This window comes from Flavobacterium tistrianum, from assembly GCF_003254545.1.
Taxonomy (GTDB): Bacteria; Bacteroidota; Bacteroidia; order Flavobacteriales; family Flavobacteriaceae; genus Flavobacterium; species Flavobacterium tistrianum.
In genome coordinates this window covers 1-24,551 of the sequence record NZ_QJRH01000071.1, presented here as the reverse complement: position 1 = coordinate 24,551, position 24,551 = coordinate 1, and the positions used below count along the sequence as shown (strand labels likewise).

Genomic DNA, 24,551 nt, shown 5'->3' with positions numbered 1-24,551 from the left:
TAAATTCGTGAATTCGTGGCTAACTTTTTTATTTTAAATTTGAGAAAACTTAAAACTTACACAATGGAAATTATAAAATGGGGAATTATTGGCTGCGGGAATGTAACCGAAGTAAAAAGCGGACCTGCTTTTCAGAAAGCTCCAAACTCGGCTCTGGTTGCTGTCATGCGAAGAGATGCCGCGCTTGCCGAAGATTATGCAAAGCGCCACAATGTTCCTAAATGGTATTCTAAAGCTGAAGACTTAATTAATGATCCAGAAGTAGATGCTGTTTATATTGCCACTCCGCCGTCTTCTCATAAAGAATACACCATTTTATGCGCCAAAGCAGGAAAACCTGTTTACGTTGAAAAACCAATGGCTTTAACTTTTGAGGAATGCAACGAAATGATTAGCGCTTGCAAAGAGCATAATGTACCACTATTTGTTGCTTATTACAGAAGAGCTTTGCCTCGTTTTTTAAAAATAAAAGAAATAATCGATCAAGGGAAGTTAGGAAACATTAGGCATGTCAATTGTGTTTTGTATCATCCTTTTGAGCAACGTTATGATGACGAAATCAATCTTCCGTGGACTGTTTTGCCTCATATTTCAGGTGGCGGAATCTTTGTTGATTTGGCTTGCCATACTTTAGATTTCCTAGATTTTGTTTTAGGTCCAATAAAATCAGTTCGCGGGCATGCGACTTCGCAATTAATTGCCTATCCTGCCGAAGATGCGGTTTCCATGTCATTTTTATTCGAAAACGGAATTCACGGATCTGGCATTTGGAATTTTGCGAGTTTTGAACGTTACGACAATACTGAAATTGTAGGCGATAAAGGAAAAATTTCGTTCTCTACTTTTGGAAATGATCCTATCCATATTCAATACGCAAATGGAGAAAAGGAAACCATTACAATTGAAAATCCACTTCATATTCAGCAACCGTTTATTGAAACTGTTATTGCTGAATTATTAGGCAATGAAGGCGCTTCTCCGTCAAAAGGAACTTCTGGCGCCAGAACAACTTGGGTTATTGATCAGGTTTTGAAAGAGTTTAGAGAAACCTCCAAATAATATTTTACAAAGTCATTGCGAGGAACGAAGCAATCACACGCGGGAGTCGACAAAGATTAAGGATATACTTTGCAAAGCATCTAGTGAGATTGCTTCGTTCCTCGCAATGACAAGCAAAAAAAACAAAAAAAGGATATTCTCTCGAATATCCTTTTCTTCAAAAAACTATAAAACTTCTATAAAAAATTATAGGCTGTATTTGATACCTAATGTTAATCCTAAACCTGAAATACCAACATAAGAACTTAAATCGTCTGTTGCTTTTGTATTATCAAAACCTGCAGCATTTGTAACCATGCTATTAGAATTAGCATCAATTTTGCTGTGGTAGTTAGTATGATTAGCTGAATATGAAGCAGCTCTAAATGCAGTTGTAGTATTTAATTTATCTACACCGTTTTCAGTATAATCAGTAGTTTCTTTTGTTTTTCCGTGAACAGTAAAATTACGGTACTCTAATTCTGCAAAAGCCGAAATATGTTTCCCTAATTTGTAAGAAGTACCAATAGCTGCCATAAATCCAATTGTTGCATTTGGCTTAACTACATCTTTAGAGTAAGCATCAGTTTTTGCAACTTGGTTAGCACCTACAAATGTTGTATACTCTCTATTTGTTTTAATATCTAAAGTACCGTGAATAGGAACAATAACTCCAACTTTAGTATAAGGCTCAAAACCATGAGCTTCTCCTAAAAACATTACAAGCGCAGGAGCTAAATCAAAAGCTTTTATTTGTCCTTCAGCAGTAAAACTTACATAAGTAGCTGCAGGACTAGATGCTGGATTGTACGAAATAAGTCTATCTGTAGTTTGAGCCATTGTTTTGCTATTACTGATGTAGTAATTAGCAGACAATTCAACTCCTAAACGTGTAGAAAAACGGTAACCCCCAGTAATTCCACTTCTGAACCCCTGTCCAAAAGATCCCGTTACACTTTCTCTCGAAACTAATTTATTGTTTGCTAAAGTACCTGAGTAAACATCTCTATTAGGAGCCTGTCCTCCTACTTCTGGGAACTCAGTTGAAGCAGTTTGGTTGAAATATGATCCTCCTAATTTAAAATACCAGCTTTCTGGTTTTTCTGTTGTCTGCGCTACTGAAACCATAGAGCAAGCTAATAATCCTAATAAAAATAGGTTCTTTTTCATAATTTTGATTTATTGATTAGTACAAACATAGAATATTTTAACACATTCTTACAGCTTGTAAAGTTAGACTTGGAACGAAAACGTTGTAATTTTGGGCAATATTACTAAAAAAGTATTATGCATGCATATTTTTAACATAAAAAATTAACATTTGTTCAAATTTTAACTGTTAAATTTTTAGTTGAGTTTAAAATTAATCTGCATTTTTTCCAATTCCTGCAATAATTCGTTTGAAATTTTAACCTTCAGACGGCGGCTAGGCATCGTTAATTTGGTTACCACTTTTATTTCTTCAACTTCATTTACTTCTTGTATTTTTGCATTTCCTTCTCCCTCTTCATTTTCACCTTCATCTTCAAAAACAGCATCATCTGCTTCAAAATCGGTTGGAGTTTCTACCTCAATTAAACGCTTTATTTTTTCTAATTCCATAATTTCAAAAGTCACAGAATTCTCTCCTTTATTTTGATTAAACAAATGGCTCAGCTTATGTATAAACTCGGGATGAAGATCTTTAATATTCAAAAGAAGGATCAGTTTTTTAGCGAAAGCTTCTAAAATATCTTGCAGCTGACGAATCTCCACAAACTGCATTCTAGGATCTGATTTTTTACCAGTATCATGATTTACCCAACCATCTTTGATCATTATTTTCAAAAAGGCAAAATTATTTTGAATTAAAAAGTGGCGAAATTTCAAATATTCCTCACCGAAAATCTTAAATTCATAACTTTCGTCATAACCTTCTAAGTTGAAAGCCGCCCAACCTTTTCCATTTTTAGCCACGCGATGCTGTACGTTATTAATGATTCCAGCAAACATTAGATTTTTCCCAACATATTCATTCATGCTTTTCAGCGCTTCCAAACGAGAATTACAGAAATATTTCATTTCAAATCTAAAATCATCAAGCGGATGTCCAGAAATATAGATTCCAACAACTTCTTTTTCTTTCGCCAGTTTTTCCATGGTACTCCAGTCTTCGCATGGCGGTACAACTGGTTCTGCGATTTGCACTTCGCTCGTTTCTCCAAACAAACTTACTTGCGACGAGTTTTCATTTTCTTGAAATTTCGATCCGTAACGCATTGCTTTTTCGTAGAACGTAATTCCGTCACCATCATCGTGGAAATATTGTGCTCTGGTTGTTCCTTCAAAAGAATCAAAACCTCCTGCAAGTGCTAAATTTTCAATCGCTTTTTTATTGGCTGCACGAAGATCAATTCGCTTAGCCAAATCAAAAATAGATTTATATCTTCCGTCTTTTCTGTTTTCTACAATGGTTTCAACCGCTCCTGATCCAACACCTTTGATAGCTCCCATTCCAAAACGAACCGCATAATCATCGTTTACGGTAAATTTGTAGTACGATTCATTTACACATGGTCCTAAAACCTGTAATCCCATACGTTTGCATTCTTCCATAAAGAAAGAAACCTGTTTGATGTCGTTCATGTTATTGGAAAGTACCGCAGCCATATATTCTGCAGGATAATGCGCTTTTAAATAAGCTGTTTGATAGGCAATCCAAGCATAACAAGTCGAGTGCGATTTGTTGAAGGCGTAACTCGCAAAAGCCTCCCAGTCTTTCCAGATTTTCTCTAAAATCTTGGCATCATGACCTTTTGCTGCTGCTTGCTCAACAAATTTCGGCTTCATTTTATCTAGTACATCTTTTTGTTTCTTACCCATCGCTTTACGCAAGACGTCGGCCTCACCCTTTGTAAATCCTGCCAAAGACTGAGACAAAAGCATTACCTGCTCTTGGTAAACCGTAATTCCGTAAGTTTCAGAAAGATATTCTGCACAAGCATCTAAATCGTATTTGATTTCCTCGTCACCATTTTTTCTTCGAACGAAAGACGGAATATACTCCAAAGGTCCCGGACGATAAAGTGCATTCATGGCAATTAAATCTCCAAAAACCGTTGGCTTCAGATCTTTCATATATTTCTGCATTCCAGGCGACTCGTACTGGAAGATTCCAACAGTTTCACCTCTTTGGAAAAGCGCATATGTTTCTTCGTCATCAATTGGGAAAGTATCTGGATTCAGTTCAATTCCTGTTCTATACTTTACCAGTTTTACGGTATCTTTTATCAGCGTAAGGGTCTTCAGACCCAAGAAGTCCATTTTCAGCAATCCGGCACTTTCTGCAACCGAGTTATCGAACTGTGTTACATATAAATCTGAATCTTTTGCTGTTGTTACAGGAACATAATTCGTAATATCCGAAGGCGTAATGATTACTCCGCAGGCGTGAATTCCCGTGTTACGCATCGATCCTTCCAAGATTTTGGCCTGCTGAATGGTTTCTCCTGCCAAATCATCTTCATTGGCAATCGCGATTAATTCTTTTACATTATCAAATTCGTCAGAACGAAGGGCTTTTTTAACCTCTTCTTCACTCTCCGAAATAAAACGCGCCAAATTCCATTTTGACGGCATCATACCCGGAATCAGTTTCGCAATTCTATCGGCTTCAAATAAAGGTAAATCCAATACACGAGCCGTATCACGAATCGCCGATTTGGTTGCCATTTTACCATAAGTGATAATCTGAGCTACCTGTTTTTGACCATATTTGTTGATTACATATTCCATTACACGTCCACGACCCTCGTCATCAAAATCGATATCAATATCGGGCATCGATACACGGTCAGGATTTAGGAAACGCTCAAAAAGCAAGTCATATTTAATTGGATCAATATTGGTAATTCCGAGACAGTATGCAACGGCTGAACCCGCTGCAGAACCACGCCCAGGTCCTACCGATACGTCCATTTTTCTAGCCTCGGCAATAAAATCCTGTACAATCAAGAAATATCCAGGATAACCAGAGTTTGAAATCGTCATTAATTCAAAATCCAAACGTTCCTGAATCGATTCGGTAATTTCGCCGTATCTTCTTTTGGCACCTTCCATGGTAAGATGGCGTAAATAAGCATTTTCACCACGAACACCATTATCTTTTTCATCTTCCGGATCAACAAATTCGTCTGGAATTTCGAATTTCGGAAGCAATACATCACGATACAATGAATATCCTTCAACCTTATCAATAATTTCCTGTATATTGATAATAGCTTCAGGCAAATCGGCAAAGAGTTTTTTCATCTCGTCTTGCGACTTGAAGTAGTATTCCTGATTTGGAAGTCCATAGCGGTAACCACGTCCACGTCCGATAGGTGTTGCCTGCTTTTCACCATCTTTCACACACAATAAAATATCGTGCGCATTGGCATCTTCTTTATTTAAGTAATACGTATTGTTGGTAGCAATTAATTTGACATCATGTTTTTTTGAAAACTCAATCAGGGTTTTGTTGACACGATTTTCATCTTCCTGATTGTGACGCATCACTTCCAGATAGAAATCTTCACCAAATTGTTCTTTCCACCAAATCAACGCTTCTTCGGCTTGATTCTCACCAATATTCAGGATTTTACTCGGAATTTCTCCATATAAATTCCCAGACAAAACCATGATATCGCCTTTGTATTGTTCTACAATTTTGCGGTCGATCCTTGGAACATAATAGAAACCATCAGTATAGGCAATCGAAGCCATTTTTGCCAAATTGTGGTAACCTGCTTTATTTTTAGCCATTAAAACAACTTGGTAACCGTTGTCTTTTTTGCTTTTATCTAAGTGATTTTCGCAGATATTAAATTCACAACCTACAATTGGTTTTACTTCAGTTTCAATTGGTTCTTCTCCAGCTTCAACCAAAGCTTTATTTTTTCCAGAGGCAGCTTTGTTATGGTTCATAACGGCGCTCACAAAGTGGAAAGCTCCCATCATGTTTCCAGTATCGGTCATAGCAACGGCTGGCATTCCGTTTTTAGCTGCAGCGGCCACAATATTTCCAACTCCAATAGTCGATTGAAGAACCGAAAACTGCGTATGATTGTGCAAATGCGCAAATTTTGCTGCTTTAAAATCGGCTTTATCTTCTTCTGAAACAACAGTCTGCTGGCCTTCTCCAGCTAAAGCTTTAAGCTGTTCTCTAATTTTATCAGAAGCCGCTTTTAAATTGATATGTTTTAAACCTATAAGCTTAAACGGCTCTGGATTTCTTTCCTGAAAATCTTTGAAATATTCTTTTGGAACGTCAAGCTCTTCTTTGGTGAAAACCTCTCTTCGAACCAATTCTAAGAAGCAACGCGTAGTTGCCTCAACATCGGCAGTTGCGTTGTGCGCTTCCGCGAAAGGAACATTGAATAAATATTCATGCAATTCGGTCAAAGTTGGAAGTTTAAATTTCCCCCCACGACCTCCTGGAAGCTGTAATAACGAAGCCGTAACTTCAGTACAAGTATCCAAAACAGGAATTGAAGCCATAGTAGAATCTACTCCCATTCTATGGAATTCGGCTCCCATAATATTAACGTCAAAACCTAAATTCTGTCCAACGATGAATTTGGTTTTGCCTAAAACGATATTAAATTTCTCTAAAACTTCGGCCAAAGAGATTCCATCGGCTTCAGCCAATTCAGTCGAGATTCCGTGAATACGTTCAGCATCATACGGAATGTTAAATCCTTCTGGTTTTACCAAATAATCCTGATGCTCGACAAGCTGTCCCATTTCGTCATGAAGCTGCCAAGCTATTTGTATACAGCGAGGCCAGTTATCAGAGTCCGTTATTGGGGCATCCCAGCGTTTTGGTAATCCGGTTGTTTCGGTATCGAATATTAAATACATAGAATTATAAAAAGTCAAGTTTTAAAGCTCCAAATTTCATATCTTTTCACATTGTAAACCATTGACAACATGAAACATAATAAAATGCGAAATGAAAAATCGGAGGAATTCAAATTTACGCTTTTTTTACAGAAATAAAGAAGCTAAAGTTGTTAACAAAAACGTTAATTAAAAGCATTTCGATATGTGATCTAATTCTTTTTTAATCCTAAAAATTCAATAATCCATTTTGGATACTCATTGCACCAAAATGAACACTTTTAAACTGCAGTGTATCCAGAACTTTGCTTTATCAAATTATAACAATTAAAAAATAATAATCATGAAAACAATTTTTATAACAGGCGCATCATCAGGTTTAGGAAAAGCAACAGCAAAATTATTCCACGAACAAGGTTGGAATGTAATCGCAACCATGAGAAATCCTGAAAAAGAAATCGAGCTTTCTCAATTAAAAAATGTAACGCTTTTACCATTAGACGTTACCAATTATGACCAAATCCAAGCTACAGTTCAAAAAGCGCTTGAAATTAGTGATATTGACATTGTTTTTAACAATGCTGGTTATGGACTAATCGGCCCTTTAGAAAGTCTTTCTGATTCACAAATCACCAAACAATTGGACACTAATTTATTGGGAGTAATTCGCGTTACAAATGCTTTTATTCCTTATTTCAGAGAGAGAAAAAATGGTTCATTTATTTCGACAACATCTATCGGCGGATTAATTGCTTTCCCTTTAGGATCAATTTATCACGCAACAAAATGGGGATTAGAAGGCTGGAGCGAAAGTATGGCTTACGAGTTAAATCCGTTTGGAATAAACATTAAAACGGTTTCTCCGGGAGCAATCAGAACAGAATTTTTGCATGGTTCACTTGACACAAGCACTCTTCCTGAATACGAAACAATGACCAATAAAATGTTTGGAAACGTTGACACCATGTTTGAAATGGCCTCAACACCTGAGCAAATTGCCGATGTTGTTTATGAAGCTGCTACAGATGGAAAAAAACAATTGAGATATGTTGCCGGTGAAGACGCAAAAGCGCTTTACAAACAAAGACTTGAAGTTGGAGACGAAGTTTTTCGTTCTGAATTTGGAAAACAATTTTTTGGAGAATAATTCATTCAGACTAATACCGTTCAGGTTTCGAGAAGTCGGACGGTATTAGTCTCTCAAATTTTCATACTTTTATATCATGGAAAAGAAAAACAATAATCCAGCAAAAATCTCTTCTATATCGCAGTTTCATGACTTGCTTCGCCTACCGAAACCCCTTCACCCGATGGTAAGTTTGGTAGACAATACACAATTAGTCATAAATGAAGAAATAGCAAACCAAGCTTTTTTATTTGATTTTTATAAGATCTCTTATAAGTTTTCTACCAAAGGAAAAATGGGCTATGGTCAAGGCTATTATGATTTCAACGAAGGCGGACTCATGTTTGCTTCTCCAACTCAGTTAATTTTTACTGAAAATGAAGAAGGTGCTAAATATGGTGGCTATACACTTTTATTTCATCCTGATTTTATTAGAAATTATCCTTTGGGAAAAAGCATCAAAAAGTATGGTTTCTTTTCTTATGACACCAATGAAGCGTTGCATCTTTCAGACAGTGAAAAAACAATCATCATTGGATTATTGCAAAGCATCGACAACGAACTCAATACTGCAATTGATGAAATGAGCCAGGATGTGATCGTTTCTTACATTGATGTTCTGCTGAATTATAGCAATCGTTTTTACAAACGCCAATTTATTACGAGAAAAACTGTCAGTCATGATTTGTTATTAAAAGTCGAAGAAACGTTGGACAATTATATTAGCAACGCAGAAACCTTAAAAAGAGGATTGCCTACAGTAGAATTTCTGGCTTCGCAGATTAATGTTTCGAGTCATTATTTAAGCGACATGCTTCGCAATTTAACTGGATTAAATGCACAACAGCATATTCATTCAAAATTAATAGAAAAGTCAAAAGATTTCCTAATCACGACCAATCTTTCGGTAGCAGAAATTGCTTATCAATTAGGTTTTGAATATCCACAATCATTCAGTAAATTATTCAAAAAGAAAACCAATCTTACTCCGTTAGAATTTAAAAATTCATTGAATTAATTTTCAAAAACATTACTTTCAAAAAATCAGTTTTTGCTTCAAAAAAACATAAAATTTCATAAAAATACACTTCTTGGATGTCGTAGTATTTTGATGTTTTATTGAATCTAAATAACGCCCAAAAAACTCCTTTCAAAGCTTTAAAAAACTCAAAAAGCGCTCTTTTAGCAAAGATTTTAAAACTAGCAATTATTACTATTTTTATGTAATTTGTTAGATTTTTTCAATCAAATCCTTACATTTTGTATTGATTTTGAGATAAATTTGCAAACTATTAAAACAAAAAACAAACAAGGAAAATTTAAGCCGAAAAAGAAAAGCTAAATCAGTTTCTTTATCATTATTCTTTCAAATTTTAGTCTGCAGAAGGCATTTGGCAATTTGTAATTTAGTTTGGGTATCGTATATAATGAAATATCGAAATTGACGCTTTTTTATCTTTTTTTACTTTTGTTTTGCTATTATAATGAACAGGAAATTGCTGTGGTTATAGAAATTACAATTAAAAAAAACAAAAAATGAGTAAGACATTATTTGACAAAGTATGGGATTCACATGTTGTGCGTAAAATTGAAGATGGACCAGATGTGTTTTTTATTGACCGCCATTTCATTCATGAAGTTACGAGTCCTGTTGCTTTTTTAGGATTAAAATCAAGAGGCGTTAACGTATTATACCCGGAACGTACTTTTGCAACTGCCGACCACAATACACCAACCATAAACCAACATTTACCAGTTCAAGATCCGCTTTCTGCAAACCAGCTTAAAGCTCTTGAAGACAATGCAAACGAATACGGAATTTCGCACTGGGGATTAGGTCACCAAAAAAATGGAATTGTACACGTAGTTGGTCCTGAAAACGGAATCACTTTGCCTGGTGCTACTATTGTATGTGGAGATTCGCATACGTCTACTCACGGTGCTTTTGGAGCTATCGCTTTTGGTATCGGAACATCTGAGGTTGAAATGGTGCTTTCTACTCAATGTATTATGCAGCCAAAACCAAAGAAAATGCGTATTAACGTAAACGGTAAATTAAGCAAAGGTGTTGGACCAAAAGACGTTGCACTTTATATTATCTCTAAATTAACTACTTCTGGAGGAACTGGTTACTTTGTAGAATATGCTGGTGATGTTTTTGAAAACATGACTATGGAAGGTCGTATGACAGTTTGTAACTTAAGTATCGAAATGGGTGCTCGTGGAGGAATGATTGCTCCTGACCAAACTACTTTCGATTTCTTAGAAGGAAGACTTTACGCTCCAAAAGGTGAAGCTTGGACAAAAGCTGTTGAATACTGGAAAACACTAAAAACTGATGCTGATGCTGTATTTGATGCTGAATTAAACATCAAAGCGGAAGACATCGAACCAATGATTACTTACGGTACAAACCCAGGAATGGGAATTGGTATCACAAAACATATCCCAAGTGCAAAAGAAGTTGAAGGCGGTGAAGAAACTTACAAAAAATCTTTAGCATATATGGGCTTCAACGAAGATGATGTAATGATTGGAAAACAAATCGATTACGTTTTCTTAGGAAGCTGTACAAACGGACGTATTGAAGATTTTAGAGCTTTTGCTGAAATTGTAAAAGGAAGAAAAAAAGCAGATAATGTTACAGCTTGGTTAGTTCCAGGTTCTCACGTTGTTGAAGCTCAGATTAAAGAAGAAGGAATTTTAGATATTTTGACTGAAGCTGGTTTTGTATTGCGTCAGCCGGGATGTTCTGCTTGTTTAGCAATGAACGACGATAAAGTTCCTGCTGGAAAATACGCAGTAAGTACTTCAAACAGAAACTTTGAAGGCCGTCAAGGTCCTGGTTCAAGAACTTTGTTAGCGAGTCCGATTATGGCTGCTGCAGCTGCTGTTACAGGAAAACTAACAGATCCAAGAGAGCTTTTTTAATTTTAGATTGAAGATTTTAGATTTTAGATTGCTGATGTAACTAAATCCAAATGTCTTCAAATGAAATTGACTAACATTATTAAAACAAAATATTTTAGATTCAAAGTTTTACGTTTTCAAAAGAAAATCTAAAATCTAAAATCTAAAATCTAAAATTCCAAAAAATGGCATACGATAAATTTAATATACTTACAAGCAGCGGTGTACCGTTGCCAATTGAGAACGTAGATACAGATCAAATCATTCCAGCTCGTTTCTTAAAAGCTACAAAACGTGAAGGTTTTGGAGACAATCTTTTTAGAGACTGGAGATATAACGGAGACGATACTCCAAAATCAGATTTCGTTTTAAACAATCCTACTTATAGCGGGAAAATCTTGGTTGGGGGGAAAAACTTTGGTTCTGGATCTTCTAGAGAGCACGCTGCATGGGCAGTTTACGATTACGGATTCCGTGCTGTAGTTTCTAGTTTCTTTGCAGATATCTTCAAAGGAAACTGTTTGAATATTGGTGTTTTGCCAGTACAAATCAGCCCAGAATTTTTAGCTAATATTTTCAAAGCTATCGAAGCTGATCCAAAAACAGAATTAGAAATCAATCTTCCAAACCAAACCATTACTTTATTGTCAACTGGTGAGCAAGAATCATTCGCTATTAACGGTTACAAAAAGAACAATTTAATTAATGGTTTTGACGACATTGATTACTTACAGGATATGAAGGAAGATATTAAGGCTTTCGCCGATAAACTTCCGTACTAATAGAAATATCATTCAGTCTATTAGACCCGACAGGCTTCAAAAACCAGTCGGGTCTTTCTAAAATATAGAATGCAGATAAAACAGATTTGCTATCGCAAAAACGCTGAAAAAAAACAGATTCTTTTTTTAGCTAAAACAAAAATCCGCGTAAATCCGCGTCAAATTAGAAACTGTTTATCAAACACAGTTAGAAATATAGAATATCAATATGGAAAAAAGAAAAATTGAAATAATGGATACGACGCTTCGTGATGGTGAACAAACCTCAGGAGTTTCATTTTCTGCTGCAGAAAAACTAACCATTGCGCAATTGTTGCTGGAGGAATTAAATATTGATAGAATCGAAATTGCTTCTGCCCGCGTAAGCGAAGGAGAATTTCAAGCCGTAAAAGGCATCACTTCTTGGGCTGAAGAAAAAGGATACATCAACAGAATTGAAGTCCTTACATTTGTTGATGGAGGCGTTTCAATTGATTGGATGAAAAAAGCAAGTGCTAAAGTTCAAAATTTGTTGACAAAAGGTTCAATGAATCACTTGACGCATCAGTTGAAAAAAACGCCCGAACAACATTTTTCAGAAATTGCTCAAATTATTGCTTTAGCTAAAGAGAATAACATTGAAACCAATGTTTATCTAGAAGACTGGAGCAACGGAATGCGAAATTCTCCTGAATATGTCTTTCAATTTTTGGAGTTTTTATCGACTCAGCCAATCAAAAGAATTTTACTTCCTGACACTCTAGGAGTTTTAATTCCGTCTCTAACTTTTGAGTTTATTTCAAAAATCAGAGCAAAATATCCAAACATTCATTTTGATTTTCATGCGCATAACGATTACGATTTAAGCGTTGCCAACGTTATGGAAGCAATAAAAGCAGGAATCAACGGACTTCACGTAACCGTAAACGGAATGGGAGAACGTGCTGGAAATGCGCCTCTTGAAAGTACTGTTGCCGTAATTAATGATTATCTGCCAGAAGTAAATATCGGCATTAAAGAAACTTCGTTGTATTCTGTAAGTAAGCTGGTTGAAACTTTTACGGGTTATAGAATTCCTGCAAACAAACCAATTGTGGGCGACAATGTTTTTACCCAAACTGCTGGAATTCATGCTGATGGCGACAATAAAAACAATCTTTATTTTAATGATTTGCTTCCGGAACGTTTTGGAAGAAAACGAAAATACGCCCTTGGAAAAACTTCTGGAAAAGCTAATATCGAAAAAAATCTTCAGGAGTTAGGTCTAAAACTTAACAACGAAGATTTGAAATTGGTTACCCAAAGAATTATTGAATTGGGCGACAAAAAAGAAACCGTGACTAAGGAAGATCTTCCATACATTATTTCTGATGTTTTGGACAGTCATACTTACGAAGAAAAAATAAAAATCGAGTCCTATATATTAGTACACTCAAAAGGAATGCGTCCGTCTACTACTTTGTCATTAAATCTTAATGGAGAAATAATTGAGGAAAATGCACAAGGAGACGGTCAGTTTGATGCTTTTATGAATGCTTTATCCAAGATTTACAAAAGCAAAAAATTAACGCTTCCAAAATTAATCGATTATGCTGTGAGAATCCCTCCGGGAAGTAGTTCTGACGCCTTGTGCGAAACCATTATCACTTGGGTCAACAACGGAAAAGAATTCAAAACCCGCGGATTAGACTCAGATCAAACCGTTGCAGCTATTATTGCAACGCAAAAAATGCTTAACATTATAACTTAAATATAGGTTCAAAGGAACAAAGGGACAAAGGCTAAAAACAGTTTTCATCCCAACATCCTTTGCGCCTTTGAACCTTTGAACCTTTGAACCTTTTAAACAAAAAAGAATGAAATTAAACATAGCCCTTTTAGCCGGAGACGGAATCGGACCAGAAGTAATAAATGAAGCTGTAAAAGTATCTGATGCTGTTGCGAAAAAATTTGGACATGAAATTACTTGGAAACCAGCTTTAACTGGAGCAGCTGCGATTGATGCTGTAGGAGAGCCTTATCCAGATTCAACACACGAAGTTTGTAAAAATGCTGATGCCGTTCTTTTTGGAGCGATTGGCCACCCAAAATACGATAACGACCCTTCTGCACCTGTAAGACCAGAGCAAGGTTTATTAAAAATGCGTAAAGCATTAGGTTTGTTTGCAAACGTGAGACCAACTTTTACATTCCCGTCATTATTAGATAAATCTCCTTTAAAAAGAGAAAGAATTGAAGGAACTGACTTAGTTTTCTTAAGAGAATTAACAGGCGGAATTTACTTTGGTGAAAAAGGAAGAAAAGATAACGGAGATACAGCTTACGACAACTGCGTTTACACAAGAGAAGAAGTACAGCGTTTAGCTAAAAAAGGTTTCGAATTAGCAATGACTCGCTCTAAAAAATTATGCTGCGTTGACAAAGCAAACGTTTTGGAAACCTCACGTTTATGGAGAGAAACGGTTCAGGCAATGGAAAAAGACTATCCCGAGGTTGAAGTTAGCTACGAATTTGTTGATGCTGTAGCAATGCGTTTGGTTCAATGGCCAAACTCTTATGATGTATTAATTACTGAAAACTTATTTGGAGATATTTTAACAGACGAAGCTTCTGTAATTTCTGGTTCAATGGGATTAATGCCTTCTGCTTCTATGGGAGCTGAAGTATCTTTATTTGAACCTATTCACGGTTCATATCCGCAAGCTACAGGATTAAATATTGCAAATCCAATGGCTACTATTTTATCTGCTGCTATGATGTTCGAAAACTTCGGATTGATGGAAGAAGGAAAAGCGATGAGAGATGCTGTAAACAAGGCTTTAGAAGCTGGAGTAGTTACTGAAGATTTAGCAAACGGAGGCAAAGCATATGGCACTAAAGAAGTTGGTGACTGGTTAGCTACGAATGTATAAAAGTTAATTTTGTTTCAAGTTTCAAGTTCTGGAACGTGAAACCTGAAACAAAAAAAGGGATCAACGAAAGTTGATCCCTTTTATATTTTAGAAAAAAAACATTAATATTCTCTTCTGTTTCCGCGATCTCCGCCACGGTCGTTTCCATAACCACCACGATTGTTTCCTCCGCGGTTGTTATTAAAACTTCTTCTTTCGCCTTCTGGTTTTGGTTCAGATTTATTTACAACGATTGTACGACCTGAAACAACAGCACCGTTCAATTCATCGATAGCTTTCTGAGCTTCGCTATCATTTGGCATTTCAACAAAACCAAAGCCTTTACTTCTTCCAGTAAATTTATCAGTAATAATTTTAACAGAGTCAACTGTTCCATAAGCCTCAAAAGACTCTCTTAAATCTGCTTCCTCAATACTGAATGGAAGGCTTCCAACGAAAATATTCATAGATATTTATTTATAATAAGAAACAAATGTAGTCTTATTTATATCTAATCCACTATCTTATCAATTTATTTAAGTTTTTATTCTGATTTGAAGCAAACTTTAATTGTTAACTGGCACAAAGTTTCCTCCTGAAGTCACTGGAATTTTATAGAAAACTCCTTCCGAAAAATGTATAGTTTGCTTTTCGGCATTAGGATCAGTATTAACTGCTGTAAATTTAAACGTCCCCGAAATAGTATTATCAACAGTATTATATTCTGTAACAACAATTTCTCCATTTCCTTTGCCAGTTCCAGTGCTAAATTCTGCTTCTTGTCCTTTATAACCGTTTTTGTAAACGGCTTTTGTATTATCATTTATTCCTAAAACATATGTTTTCTCATCTGGTTCAAGAATCTGAAATTTTATCTTTTCGTAACCTAAAGAACCTTCAATAGTAAAAAAGCCACTCGATTCGGTTCCAGCTTCGTAGACTTGTGCTCTCCAAAAAGCATTATCTTTTAAGGCCTGAAAAGCTGGATTATTAAATCTTATATCCTCTGTACAAGATACAAGCAGTAGTAAAAGTGATAAAAAGTAAAAGTATTTTTTCATATTTAAAATGAATTTGATGCAAAAGTATCGCATTAAGAGCTAAATACTTAAATTAAAAAGTCAAAAAAAAGCTAAAAAAACGACTCAAATATATTTAATCTCTTTTAAAACGTGTTTTTCATAAAAAAATTATATCTTTGCGCCCTTAATTAACAGAGGTCGAGTACCTCAAAATTTAATCACTAGATTATGTCAGTAAAAATTAGATTACAAAGACACGGTAAAAAAGGAAAACCTTTTTACTGGGTAGTAGCTGCAGATGCACGCTCAAAAAGAGATGGTAGATACTTAGAGAAAATCGGTACTTACAATCCAAACACTAACCCAGCAACTGTTGAGTTAAACCTTGACAGCGCAGTTAAATGGTTACACAATGGTGCTCAACCAACTGATACTGCTAGAGCTATCCTTTCTTACAAAGGTGCTTTATTGAAACACCACCTTGATGGAGGAGTTCGTAAAGGTGCTTTAACGCAAGAGCAAGCAGATGCTAAATTAACTGCTTGGTTAGAAGCTAAAGCTGGTAAAGTTGATGCTAAAAAAGATGGTTTATCTAAAGCAAAAGCTGATGCTAAAGCTACAGCATTAAAAGCAGAGAAAGAAGTTAACGCTAAGCGTATCGCTGATGCTGCTGCTGCACAAGCTGAAGCTGCTGCCGCTGCACAAGCTGCTGAGGCTACTGAAGAAGTTGCTGAAGCTACTGAAGAAGCTCCTGCTGCTGAAGAGAATAACGAAACAACTGAAGCATAATTTTTACTTGGCGATAATGCGTAAAGAAGATTGTTTTTATTTAGGTAAAATCGCTAAAAAATTTAGTTTCAAGGGTGAAGTCTTAGTCTATTTAGACACAGATGAACCTGAGTTATACGAAAATCTGGAATCAGTGTTTGTTGAAAACAACAAACACTTGGTTCCTTTTTTTATTGAAACTAGCTCTTTACACAAAAACGACTTTCTTAGAGTCCGTTTTGAAGATGTAAATACCGAAGAAGATGCAGATGCTCTAGTTGGCTGCCCTATTTATCTTCCTTTAACTATGTTGCCAAAACTTACCGGCAACAAATTCTACTTCCACGAAGTTATTGGCTTTGAAATTGAAGACAAACGTTTGGGTGTTTTCGGAAAAATAACTTCTATAAATGATTCAACTGCACAGCCTCTCTTTGAAGTTTTAAATGGTGAAGTTGAAATCTTGGTTCCTATGATTGATCAATTTCTAGTAAAAATCGATCGTGAGAACAAAAAAGTCATCATGGATCTTCCTGAAGGATTGGTGGAAATGTACTTGTAAAAAGTTTTCAGTTTTCAGTCACAGTTTTCAATTGTGTACTTTCTTAAATATTTACTTAATTTTTCAGCAATGTCTATATTCAGTTTTAAGCAATTTTCTATAAATCAAGATCGTTGTGCTATGAAAATAGGCACAGATGGTGTTTTACTTGGTGCCTGGGCTCCTATTAATCATAATCCTTTTAGCATTTTGGATATTGGTGCAGGAACGGGAATTATTGCTTTAATGCTAGCACAGCGAACTCATGCGGAACAAATTGATGCTCTTGAAATTGATGAAGAGGCGCACGAACAGGCTGTAGAAAATTTTGAAGCTTCTCCTTGGGGCGATCGTTTATTTTGTTTTCATGCTGGTTTAGATGAATTTATTGACGAACCAGAAGATGAATATGATTTAATCGTTTCGAATCCTCCTTTTTATGCTGAAGATTATAAAACTGAAAACGAACAACGCGATTTAGCTCGTTTTCAAGACGCAATGCCTTTTGAGGAATTAGTCGAAGCAGCAGATTTATTACTTTCAGAAAACGGAATATTTGCTTTGATTATTCCTTTCAAAGAAGAAGAAAAATTTATTGCTCTGGCAAAAGAATCTGAACTTTATCCATTAAAAGTTACAAGAGTTAAAGGAACTCCAAAATCGGAAATTAAACGCAGTTTATTGGCTTTTAGCCGGAATGAAGTTCCTGAAATTGAAACAGATGAACTTGTTATTGAAACAGACAGACACGTTTATACTCCCAAGTATATTGAGCTTACTAAAGATTTTTACTTGAAGATGTAAAACATATTTCTAGATTTAAAATTCATATCGGACAAATTTTTTTTTAAACTTGTTCAAAAATGCTTTTAAACTGATACAGAATTCGTTCGATTAAACGCAGATCTTCAGTTACAATCTCTGCACTTCCTTTCATTTCCTGCTGAAAAGCAATCTGTTTATCGTATGATGTTCTGAGCCCCTTTGGAAGTGCAACATCAATAAGAAGATTTCCATCTTTATCGGGCACCAGTGAAATGTTTTTTATTTCTCCTTTTAAGACGCCAAATTCTCTGTCAGGATAATTGGCCAGACGGATATTTACACGCTGCCCCACTTTGATTTTTCCTGAATTTAAAGCCGGCGCTTTTACTTTTCCTATAAAACTGTTTCTGGCATCTGGGATTATAGAAAAGACATTGTCTCCAACATTTATAGTCTGATTTTCATTCCAAACCTGAAGAAAAGTTACTTTTCCGCTAATGGAAGATTTTAACGCATATGCCAATTCCCAGTCCCTTATCACTTTTTTGAGCTGATAAAAAGACTGCGACATGCTACGCCCAAGGTTAACTTCTTCTCTGGTACTATTTATCTGCGAATTCTGGCTTGATTTTGTATTATCAATCAGAGAAGACCTTAATTGGGAAATTGACGACAATAAACCCCTATAATTCTTTTGAGCTTGAAGAAAACCCAGTTTTTTGGCTTCCATTTCTTGGGCAGAAATAATTCCTTTATTAAATAAAGTTTCAAAGCGTGCCACTTCATTTTTCTGAAGTTCTAATTCGCTTTCGTTAAGCTGTTTTTGCTGCAGCAGAATATCAAGTCTCTCCTTTATCTGAATTTTCTCCGAACTCTGTGCTTTGCTTTCAACTTCGAAAGGATGCAGGCTCTCATTAAGCTGCTGTGCCTGGTAATCTTTCTGAAATACAGCAAAAGCACTTTCAATTTCACCTAGCTGTGTGTTTTTTAGCAATGCAAATGGAAAAGCTTTCTCAGGGCTATTAATATCATAACCATCCACAATCTCTTTCAGCAGGAAAACATCTTTATAATTCGCCGTGTTTTCAATAATGGCCAGCGTACTGTTTTTAGGAACCTCTGTTTTATCTTTTACTAAAATCGCTTCAATTCGCCCAGAAGATTTTGACACAATCTTCTCCGGCGGAATATTTGTAGTGATAACTATTTCTGTTTTTACCACATCGGGATATTTGACAAACCAGGAAACAAAAAATAGCATGATTATTATGGCAAATATTAGAACGGTTCCCCATCGTATCATCCAATGCGGCACTTTGGTCAGGATATCCTGAACCTCTTCGCTTCTTAATTCAAATGTATCGTTATTCTCTGCCATGACTAATTTCCTAATTGCAACTGATTCTTAACCAATTCAAAATAATTTCCTTTTTGTTCTACCAATGACGAATGGCTTCCTATTTCGATAATTTTTCCTTTCTCCAAAACTACAATCTGGTCTGCATTCATAACCGTGCTAAGTCGATGCGCTATTACAACCACGGTTTTATCTTTGAAAAAGATATCTAGTTTTTTCATAATCTCCTTTTCATTATTAGCATCAAGGGCTGAAGTTGCTTCATCAAAAAATAAAATTTCAGGATTTTTATAAACTGCGCGAGCAATTAGCAAACGCTGTTTTTGTCCAGTGCTCATTCCTATTCCCTCTGCTCCTATTTTGGTATTAAAACCTAAAGGAAGTTCGCTGATGTATTCTCTAATATTGCCGACATCTGCTGCATACATTAATCTCTCTTTGTCAATATAATCCACTCCAAAAGCAATGTTATTAGCAATTGTGTCACTAAAAATAAAGCCTTCCTGCATTACAGCACCAATATTAGATCTCCAAGCATTTTGCGATATGTTTTTAAGCTGTGTATTGCCAATTAAGACTTCTCCTTTTTCGGGTTCGTAGAACTTCAGAAGCAGTTTCATTAAGGTTGTTTTTCCGCTTCCGCTAACTCCTACTATTGCGGTTACTTTATTTGATGGAATTATTAGACTCAAATTATCTAAAACAGGAATGTCCGAGCCCAAATAACGAAAAGTAAGATTTTTGATTTCGATATCTACATCTTGCGGCACATCGCTTGTCTGATGGATTTCCTGCTGCAATTCATCTTCTTTCTGGTGAATTTCGGACAATCTAGCAAGCGAAATCGTTGCGTCTTGTAATTCTCGCACAAACTCTATTAACTGAGTAATCGGACCATTTAAACTTCCAACTATTGCACTTATAGCGAGCATCATCCCCAGTGTAATAGAACCATCTATTACCAGTTTAGCCGAAAGGAAAATGATAAATATATTCTTTAATTCATTAATAATCGAAGAACCAATTGTTTGTGTCTGCTCTAAAATCAGTCCTTTTATCGAAACTCTAAAAAGCCTTGCCTGAACATATTCCCAGCCCCATCTCTTTTGTTTTTCAGCATTATGGAGCTTAATTTCCTGCATTCCGTTTATCAGTTCCATTACTTTACTTTGCTCTTTTGAAACCTCAGCAAACCGTTTATAATCTAGTGCTTTTCTTTTTTTCAAAAACATCACTATCCAACCAAAGTAAAGAAGGCTTCCTCCAAAGAAAACAAGAAATATTTGCAAATTGAAATAGGCTAAAACAGCTCCCATAACAAACATATTGATTACAGAAAAGAGAACATTAAGCGATGATGTGGTAAGTATTTTTTCGATACGTCGATGATCATTTATTCGCTGCATAATATCTCCCGTCATTCTCACATCAAAAAAGGAAATTGGAAGATTCATTAATTTGATAAAGAAATCAGAAATAAGAGAAATATTGATTCTCGTTGATAAATGCAATAAAATCCAGCTTCTGATAAGTTCTAGACCTGTTCTTCCTGCAAAAACAAAAAGCATCGCAAAGAGAATCAGATAAATAAAATGGATATTCTGGTTTTGAATGCCAACATCGACAATACTTTGGGTTAAAAATGGAAAAATCAGGTTAAGCAAACTACTTGCTAAAAGTCCTATTGCAAGCTGGATAAGAAATGATTTGTATTGAAACAAATACTTGAAAAGAAACCTAAATCCTAATCCAGAATTTTCTTCTTTATCAAAATCAGATTGAAAAAATTTAGGAGTTGCTTCAATCAGCAATGCAATTCCTTCTTTCGTTTGATCGTCGGCATTGTTACCAATCCAAAACTTTACAAATTCTTCTTTATTGTAGTCCAAAAGACCAAAGGCGGGATCTGAAATGTAATATCTCCCTTTTTTAATTTTATAAAGAACTACATAATGATTATCATTCCAGTGCAGAATACATGGCAATGGGGCTTCTTCAATTCTTTTAACAGACAATTTTACGCCCAAGGTTCTAAATCCAATTTTCTCCGCGGCACCACTCAAAAAAAGCAAATTACTTCCTTCACGAGTTGTTTCGCTAAAATCTCTCAACTCTTGAATATTGATTGTTTTACCGTAATATTTAGCAATAATTTTTAAACATGTCGGGCCACAATCCTTTTGATCAGCTTGTCTATAATGAATGAATTTTTTCAATTGTTTTTGATTTATTAATGGCCAAATTAAGAAAAAAAATTCTTGTTAATCCATAAAAAAAACAGAGAAGACCTAAATCTTCTCTGTTTCAATATTTAAAAACAAATTTGTAGCAACACAATTTCTTTAGGACATGGCCGCGGTTACCCTAACCAAATAAAAACAACCTAGCGGCCAACTCCTAAGAATCTCAGTACCAATCATCAATACTGAGAATATGCTCAATGTTCCACGATCGAGCGCCTATACATTCAAAAAAAACATGACTAAATTCTAAATAAGGCTATATCGTATTACTTTTAAAAAAGTTAAAAATCAACAACAAAGACGACTTGTATCACAAATACCCGATGATGTATTTAGCGGACAAGTTTCGCCTGGTGGTATTAAAAAACATCCTGCTTCTAAAGCATAAACCCAGCATTCTGGAATTCCTCCCTTCATGGTTTTCTGCTCATTTTTATTAATGCATTGAGCACCTTCTAGGTTTAAAATCTTCTTTAACATAATTAATACCATTTTTATATAGCAATAGTGTTTTATCTATTGCTAGTTAATATTAAAAATTAGCAAGCAGCGTATTTCTCAACAGCAGTATCATGACAATTGAGTTCTTGTAGATACTCATTTCCCAAAATGTTTTTCTGCTCTTTTTTTGTCAGCTTTCTTGTTTCTTTGCTTCTTAAAATCTTTTCTAACATAACTGGCTATTTACATTTTTTGGTTTAAGCCTCAAATCTGTAATAACTTGCTGCTTAAAAAATTCTCCTTAACAGCTTCCGATATAGTTACTTGGTATACAGTTCCAGTGTACTGGCATTGTTCCAAATTCTGTACATCTTTTAGCCTTAAATCCGTCTTCACAAATCGGAGCACGATCTCCATTTATTGTTTTCAGTTCATTAGCAGTCAATTCTACCGCACCTTTCAATTTCAAAATATTCTTTAACATAACTGCAGGTTTTTAATGGGGTTATTCTCTTCTATTTGAGCAGTCGAAGCTTCTGCATTTTTTAAGCTATTTTTTCTAAAACTTGAACTTCTTCCACATAATCATTTAAGAAATATTTTAACTCGTTCAATTCATATTCATTAGGAAATAGCCTTTCGTTGACAATTTTAATAGGTGTATAATTAAAATTGTTTATAGAGCACCAATCATATTGTTTCTGAATTTCCTGATTTATCATCATACTTACAGAATCAACATTCCATTTTTTAAGCCATTTTTTGTGAGTCATTCTCTTAATGTACCAATCAGAAATTGCTTCAACCGTTTTTCCAGGTGATGTTCTGTTAATAGTTAAAAGTCTTTCTACAACTGCTTTATAAGGGTTATCGTTGTTTTCAGGATTAATATTAAAGAGAACATTCAAAAATATTTTGTCTGGAAACTTCAACACGAGATCAAACGCTTCTTGAAAAGTTTTATAACAATGTCCACAGCTTGGACTAAGAATTACAGAAAGTCTTACTCCTGCATTTTTATTGCCAAATGTCAACCCTCTCAAGTCTTCAAATCCTTTTGTATATTTTACTTTTTTAGACAAGAAGTTTAATAGCGAATAATTTCGTTTGAATTTTTTAAGTTCTTTCAAAGAGTTTTCATTCTCAAGTAATTTTTTAATCATTACTTTAACAGCAGCCCAAATTGGTATTAAAAGCAATAAAGAGAATACATAAGGGAAGATTTCATTAAAACTGAAACTCAATGTAAAAAGATCTGACGAAAACCAAACAACACTTTGAACTAATATTAAAAATGATATTGCCAGACACATTATACACCATTTTTGAATCTCAAACTTTTGAATCCAGATTGAACAAACTATTATTGGAATAGCCAAGAGACTTAAAAATCCAACAAAAATTGCCGAATTTAAAGGTTGAACCAATATTGCAATAATGCTTGAACTAAAGAAAAGCAATGGCAAATCTGAAAAACTCAACCATCTATTTGCTATATCATCATTGAAGCTTATTACAGAATGACAAGAAGAATTAGAACTGAGATTACAAAATTTTGAAATTACAGTGTTTTTAACTCCCCATCTTTCCTGAACAATAAATATGCTTACAATTAGTCCTAAAACTGATGTTGTCAAAAAAGAAGCGCTAAACCAATCAAAACGATTGTAGTAGAAAGACAATCCCGCTACAAGTACAAGCGGCAAGAAATATTTTAGCCAATTGTATTCTATTTTTAAATTATCTCTTGCTACAACATTATTTGGTTCAATGGCAACAATTACTCCATTCCAATCTAAAAGGAATTTATCATAAGATAATTTTTGACTTCCTTTTTTTGAGGTTGTAATTCTAACACCGCTTTTAATTTTTTCAACTAGCGTCAATTCATCTTTAAAATATGCCAAAAAGTTAGATGGCAAATCTTCAATCTGCTCTTTTGATACTCTTACGGCTGCGTTCTCTACAGAAAGCAAATCAAACGAGTCTGTAATGGCGAACAAACTCGGATAATTTGGATGAGACAAAAATAGGTCCTTAAACTCATTTTTGATATCTGAGTATCGATTGATTTGCAGAAATTTTTGGACCAGTTTTAACATCGCTTTTGATCGTTTTTAAATCATAATTACACTGCAAAGATTGGGGTTTTTATTGATAAAAATCGCATGAGCACATACATTTTATTAATTATACCACATACAATTTATAAATTATACCAAGTATAGTACAATACTCAAGTATTTGAATATCAGATATTTGAGTTGTTTATTTTTTAGTAAAAAGGCCTAGAAGTCCATTTTCGATTAACGGTTTTGCTTTTTATCTAGTTTTGAATAAGCAATAATCTAAACATTGAAAAACATGAAAATAAGGACATTAAGATGACATGATTTTGAAGAAAGAAAATCATAAAAAGAGGTCTATAAAATGACTTCAAATCGTTACAAAAAACCTCAAATCAGAAGCAAAAAAACTCCCTCTAAAAGCAAGAAGCAAACCATAATTTGGTCGTTTTACCCCACAAATAAAATTCGATTTTTTATTGCTTTTGAACAAAATAAAAACTCAAAACATTTTAGCATAACCCAATTTATCGCTCTTTTTTGTTGCGTTTGATAATGCTGCAAAAAAGCAAACAACGCGATTAACAGTATAAACTAAAAAATTAAAAGACATGAAAAATAAAGCATTCACATTGGCAGATTTCGAATTAGAAAAAATAGATACAAAAACTCAAAGAATTATTCGAGGAGGTGGTAGCGACACTGTTGATCCTCCGCCTTATCAAAGCTCTCCGATAAAAACGAATGGTGGCGGCAACGGCTG

The 24,551-nt window shown here is 35.0% G+C and carries 18 protein-coding genes; 10 read left to right on the top strand and 8 right to left on the bottom strand.

The features are described from left to right. Window positions 1-63 precede the first annotated feature (63 nt). Window positions 64-1,059: a Gfo/Idh/MocA family protein gene (locus DMB71_RS15135; RefSeq protein WP_111367481.1), complete on the top strand. Its 996-nt coding sequence runs from the start codon at window positions 64-66 to the stop codon at window positions 1,057-1,059. A gap of 186 nt (window positions 1,060-1,245) precedes the next feature. Here DMB71_RS15135 and DMB71_RS15130 read toward each other — a convergent pair whose 3' ends face one another. Then, a complete protein-coding gene (locus tag DMB71_RS15130) occupies window positions 1,246-2,208 on the bottom strand; it encodes an outer membrane beta-barrel protein (protein ID WP_111367479.1) in 963 nt (320 codons plus the stop codon). Between the two features lie 177 nt (window positions 2,209-2,385). Next, complete coding sequence (gene dnaE, locus DMB71_RS15125) at window positions 2,386-6,918, bottom strand: DNA polymerase III subunit alpha (RefSeq protein ID WP_111367477.1); 4,533 nt, start codon at window positions 6,916-6,918, stop codon at window positions 2,386-2,388. A gap of 322 nt (window positions 6,919-7,240) precedes the next feature. On the opposite strand from dnaE, the gene DMB71_RS15120 reads away from it, so the two are divergent. The 6 genes from DMB71_RS15120 to leuB all read left to right on the top strand — a co-directional run bounded on the left by DMB71_RS15120 (window position 7,241) and on the right by leuB (window position 14,606). Continuing rightward, complete coding sequence (locus DMB71_RS15120) at window positions 7,241-8,044, top strand: SDR family oxidoreductase (protein WP_111367475.1); 804 nt, start codon at window positions 7,241-7,243, stop codon at window positions 8,042-8,044. Between the two features lie 76 nt (window positions 8,045-8,120). Next, complete coding sequence (locus DMB71_RS15115) at window positions 8,121-9,041, top strand: helix-turn-helix domain-containing protein (protein WP_111367473.1); 921 nt, start codon at window positions 8,121-8,123, stop codon at window positions 9,039-9,041. A 518-nt stretch (window positions 9,042-9,559) separates the two neighbouring features. After that, on the top strand, window positions 9,560-10,954 hold the full coding sequence (gene leuC / locus DMB71_RS15110) for a 3-isopropylmalate dehydratase large subunit (RefSeq protein ID WP_111367471.1): 1,395 nt from the start codon (window positions 9,560-9,562) through the stop codon (window positions 10,952-10,954). Between the two features lie 164 nt (window positions 10,955-11,118). Continuing rightward, window positions 11,119-11,715 (top strand): 3-isopropylmalate dehydratase small subunit, encoded by a 597-nt coding sequence (gene leuD, locus DMB71_RS15105; protein ID WP_111367469.1) that lies wholly within the window; start codon window positions 11,119-11,121, stop codon window positions 11,713-11,715. A 208-nt stretch (window positions 11,716-11,923) separates the two neighbouring features. Next, window positions 11,924-13,444 carry an alpha-isopropylmalate synthase regulatory domain-containing protein gene (locus DMB71_RS15100; protein ID WP_111367467.1) on the top strand — a complete coding sequence of 507 codons (1,521 nt, stop codon included), beginning with the start codon at window positions 11,924-11,926 and terminating at the stop codon, window positions 13,442-13,444. A gap of 106 nt (window positions 13,445-13,550) precedes the next feature. Continuing rightward, the gene (gene leuB, locus DMB71_RS15095; RefSeq protein WP_111367465.1) at window positions 13,551-14,606 is read left to right on the top strand and encodes a 3-isopropylmalate dehydrogenase; all 1,056 of its coding nucleotides are present in this window, start codon (window positions 13,551-13,553) and stop codon (window positions 14,604-14,606) included. A 101-nt stretch (window positions 14,607-14,707) separates the two neighbouring features. On the opposite strand, the gene DMB71_RS15090 is transcribed toward leuB, so the two are convergent. Continuing rightward, complete coding sequence (locus DMB71_RS15090; RefSeq protein WP_111367463.1) at window positions 14,708-15,052, bottom strand: RNA recognition motif domain-containing protein; 345 nt, start codon at window positions 15,050-15,052, stop codon at window positions 14,708-14,710. Between the two features lie 99 nt (window positions 15,053-15,151). Beyond that, window positions 15,152-15,646 (bottom strand): DUF6252 family protein, encoded by a 495-nt coding sequence (locus tag DMB71_RS15085; protein WP_111367461.1) that lies wholly within the window; start codon window positions 15,644-15,646, stop codon window positions 15,152-15,154. Between the two features lie 189 nt (window positions 15,647-15,835). Between DMB71_RS15085 and DMB71_RS15080 the strand changes: the two genes are divergently transcribed. The 3 genes from DMB71_RS15080 (at window position 15,836) to DMB71_RS15070 (ending at window position 17,720) form a co-directional block, all read left to right on the top strand. Further along, entirely contained in the window at window positions 15,836-16,396 is a 561-nt protein-coding gene (locus DMB71_RS15080) for a 30S ribosomal protein S16 (protein ID WP_111367459.1), read from the top strand. Window positions 16,397-16,412: 16 nt separating this feature from the next. Then, window positions 16,413-16,937, top strand: a complete 525-nt coding sequence (rimM, locus tag DMB71_RS15075; RefSeq protein WP_111367457.1) for a ribosome maturation factor RimM — start codon at window positions 16,413-16,415, stop codon at window positions 16,935-16,937. 75 nt (window positions 16,938-17,012) lie between these two features. After that, entirely contained in the window at window positions 17,013-17,720 is a 708-nt protein-coding gene (locus tag DMB71_RS15070) for a tRNA1(Val) (adenine(37)-N6)-methyltransferase (RefSeq protein WP_111368044.1), read from the top strand. A 43-nt stretch (window positions 17,721-17,763) separates the two neighbouring features. Here the strand turns inward: DMB71_RS15070 and DMB71_RS15065 are convergent, their stop codons facing one another. From DMB71_RS15065 to DMB71_RS15045, 4 genes are all read right to left on the bottom strand, one after another. Further along, complete coding sequence (locus DMB71_RS15065) at window positions 17,764-19,059, bottom strand: HlyD family secretion protein (protein ID WP_111367455.1); 1,296 nt, start codon at window positions 19,057-19,059, stop codon at window positions 17,764-17,766. A 2-nt stretch (window positions 19,060-19,061) separates the two neighbouring features. Beyond that, a complete protein-coding gene (locus DMB71_RS15060) occupies window positions 19,062-21,254 on the bottom strand; it encodes a peptidase domain-containing ABC transporter (protein ID WP_111367453.1) in 2,193 nt (730 codons plus the stop codon). Window positions 21,255-22,023: 769 nt separating this feature from the next. Then, window positions 22,024-22,206: a hypothetical protein gene (locus DMB71_RS15050; protein ID WP_111367449.1), complete on the bottom strand. Its 183-nt coding sequence runs from the start codon at window positions 22,204-22,206 to the stop codon at window positions 22,024-22,026. Window positions 22,207-22,267: 61 nt separating this feature from the next. After that, window positions 22,268-23,824: a vitamin K epoxide reductase family protein gene (locus DMB71_RS15045; protein ID WP_111367447.1), complete on the bottom strand. Its 1,557-nt coding sequence runs from the start codon at window positions 23,822-23,824 to the stop codon at window positions 22,268-22,270. Between the last annotated feature and the right edge of the window lie 727 nt (window positions 23,825-24,551).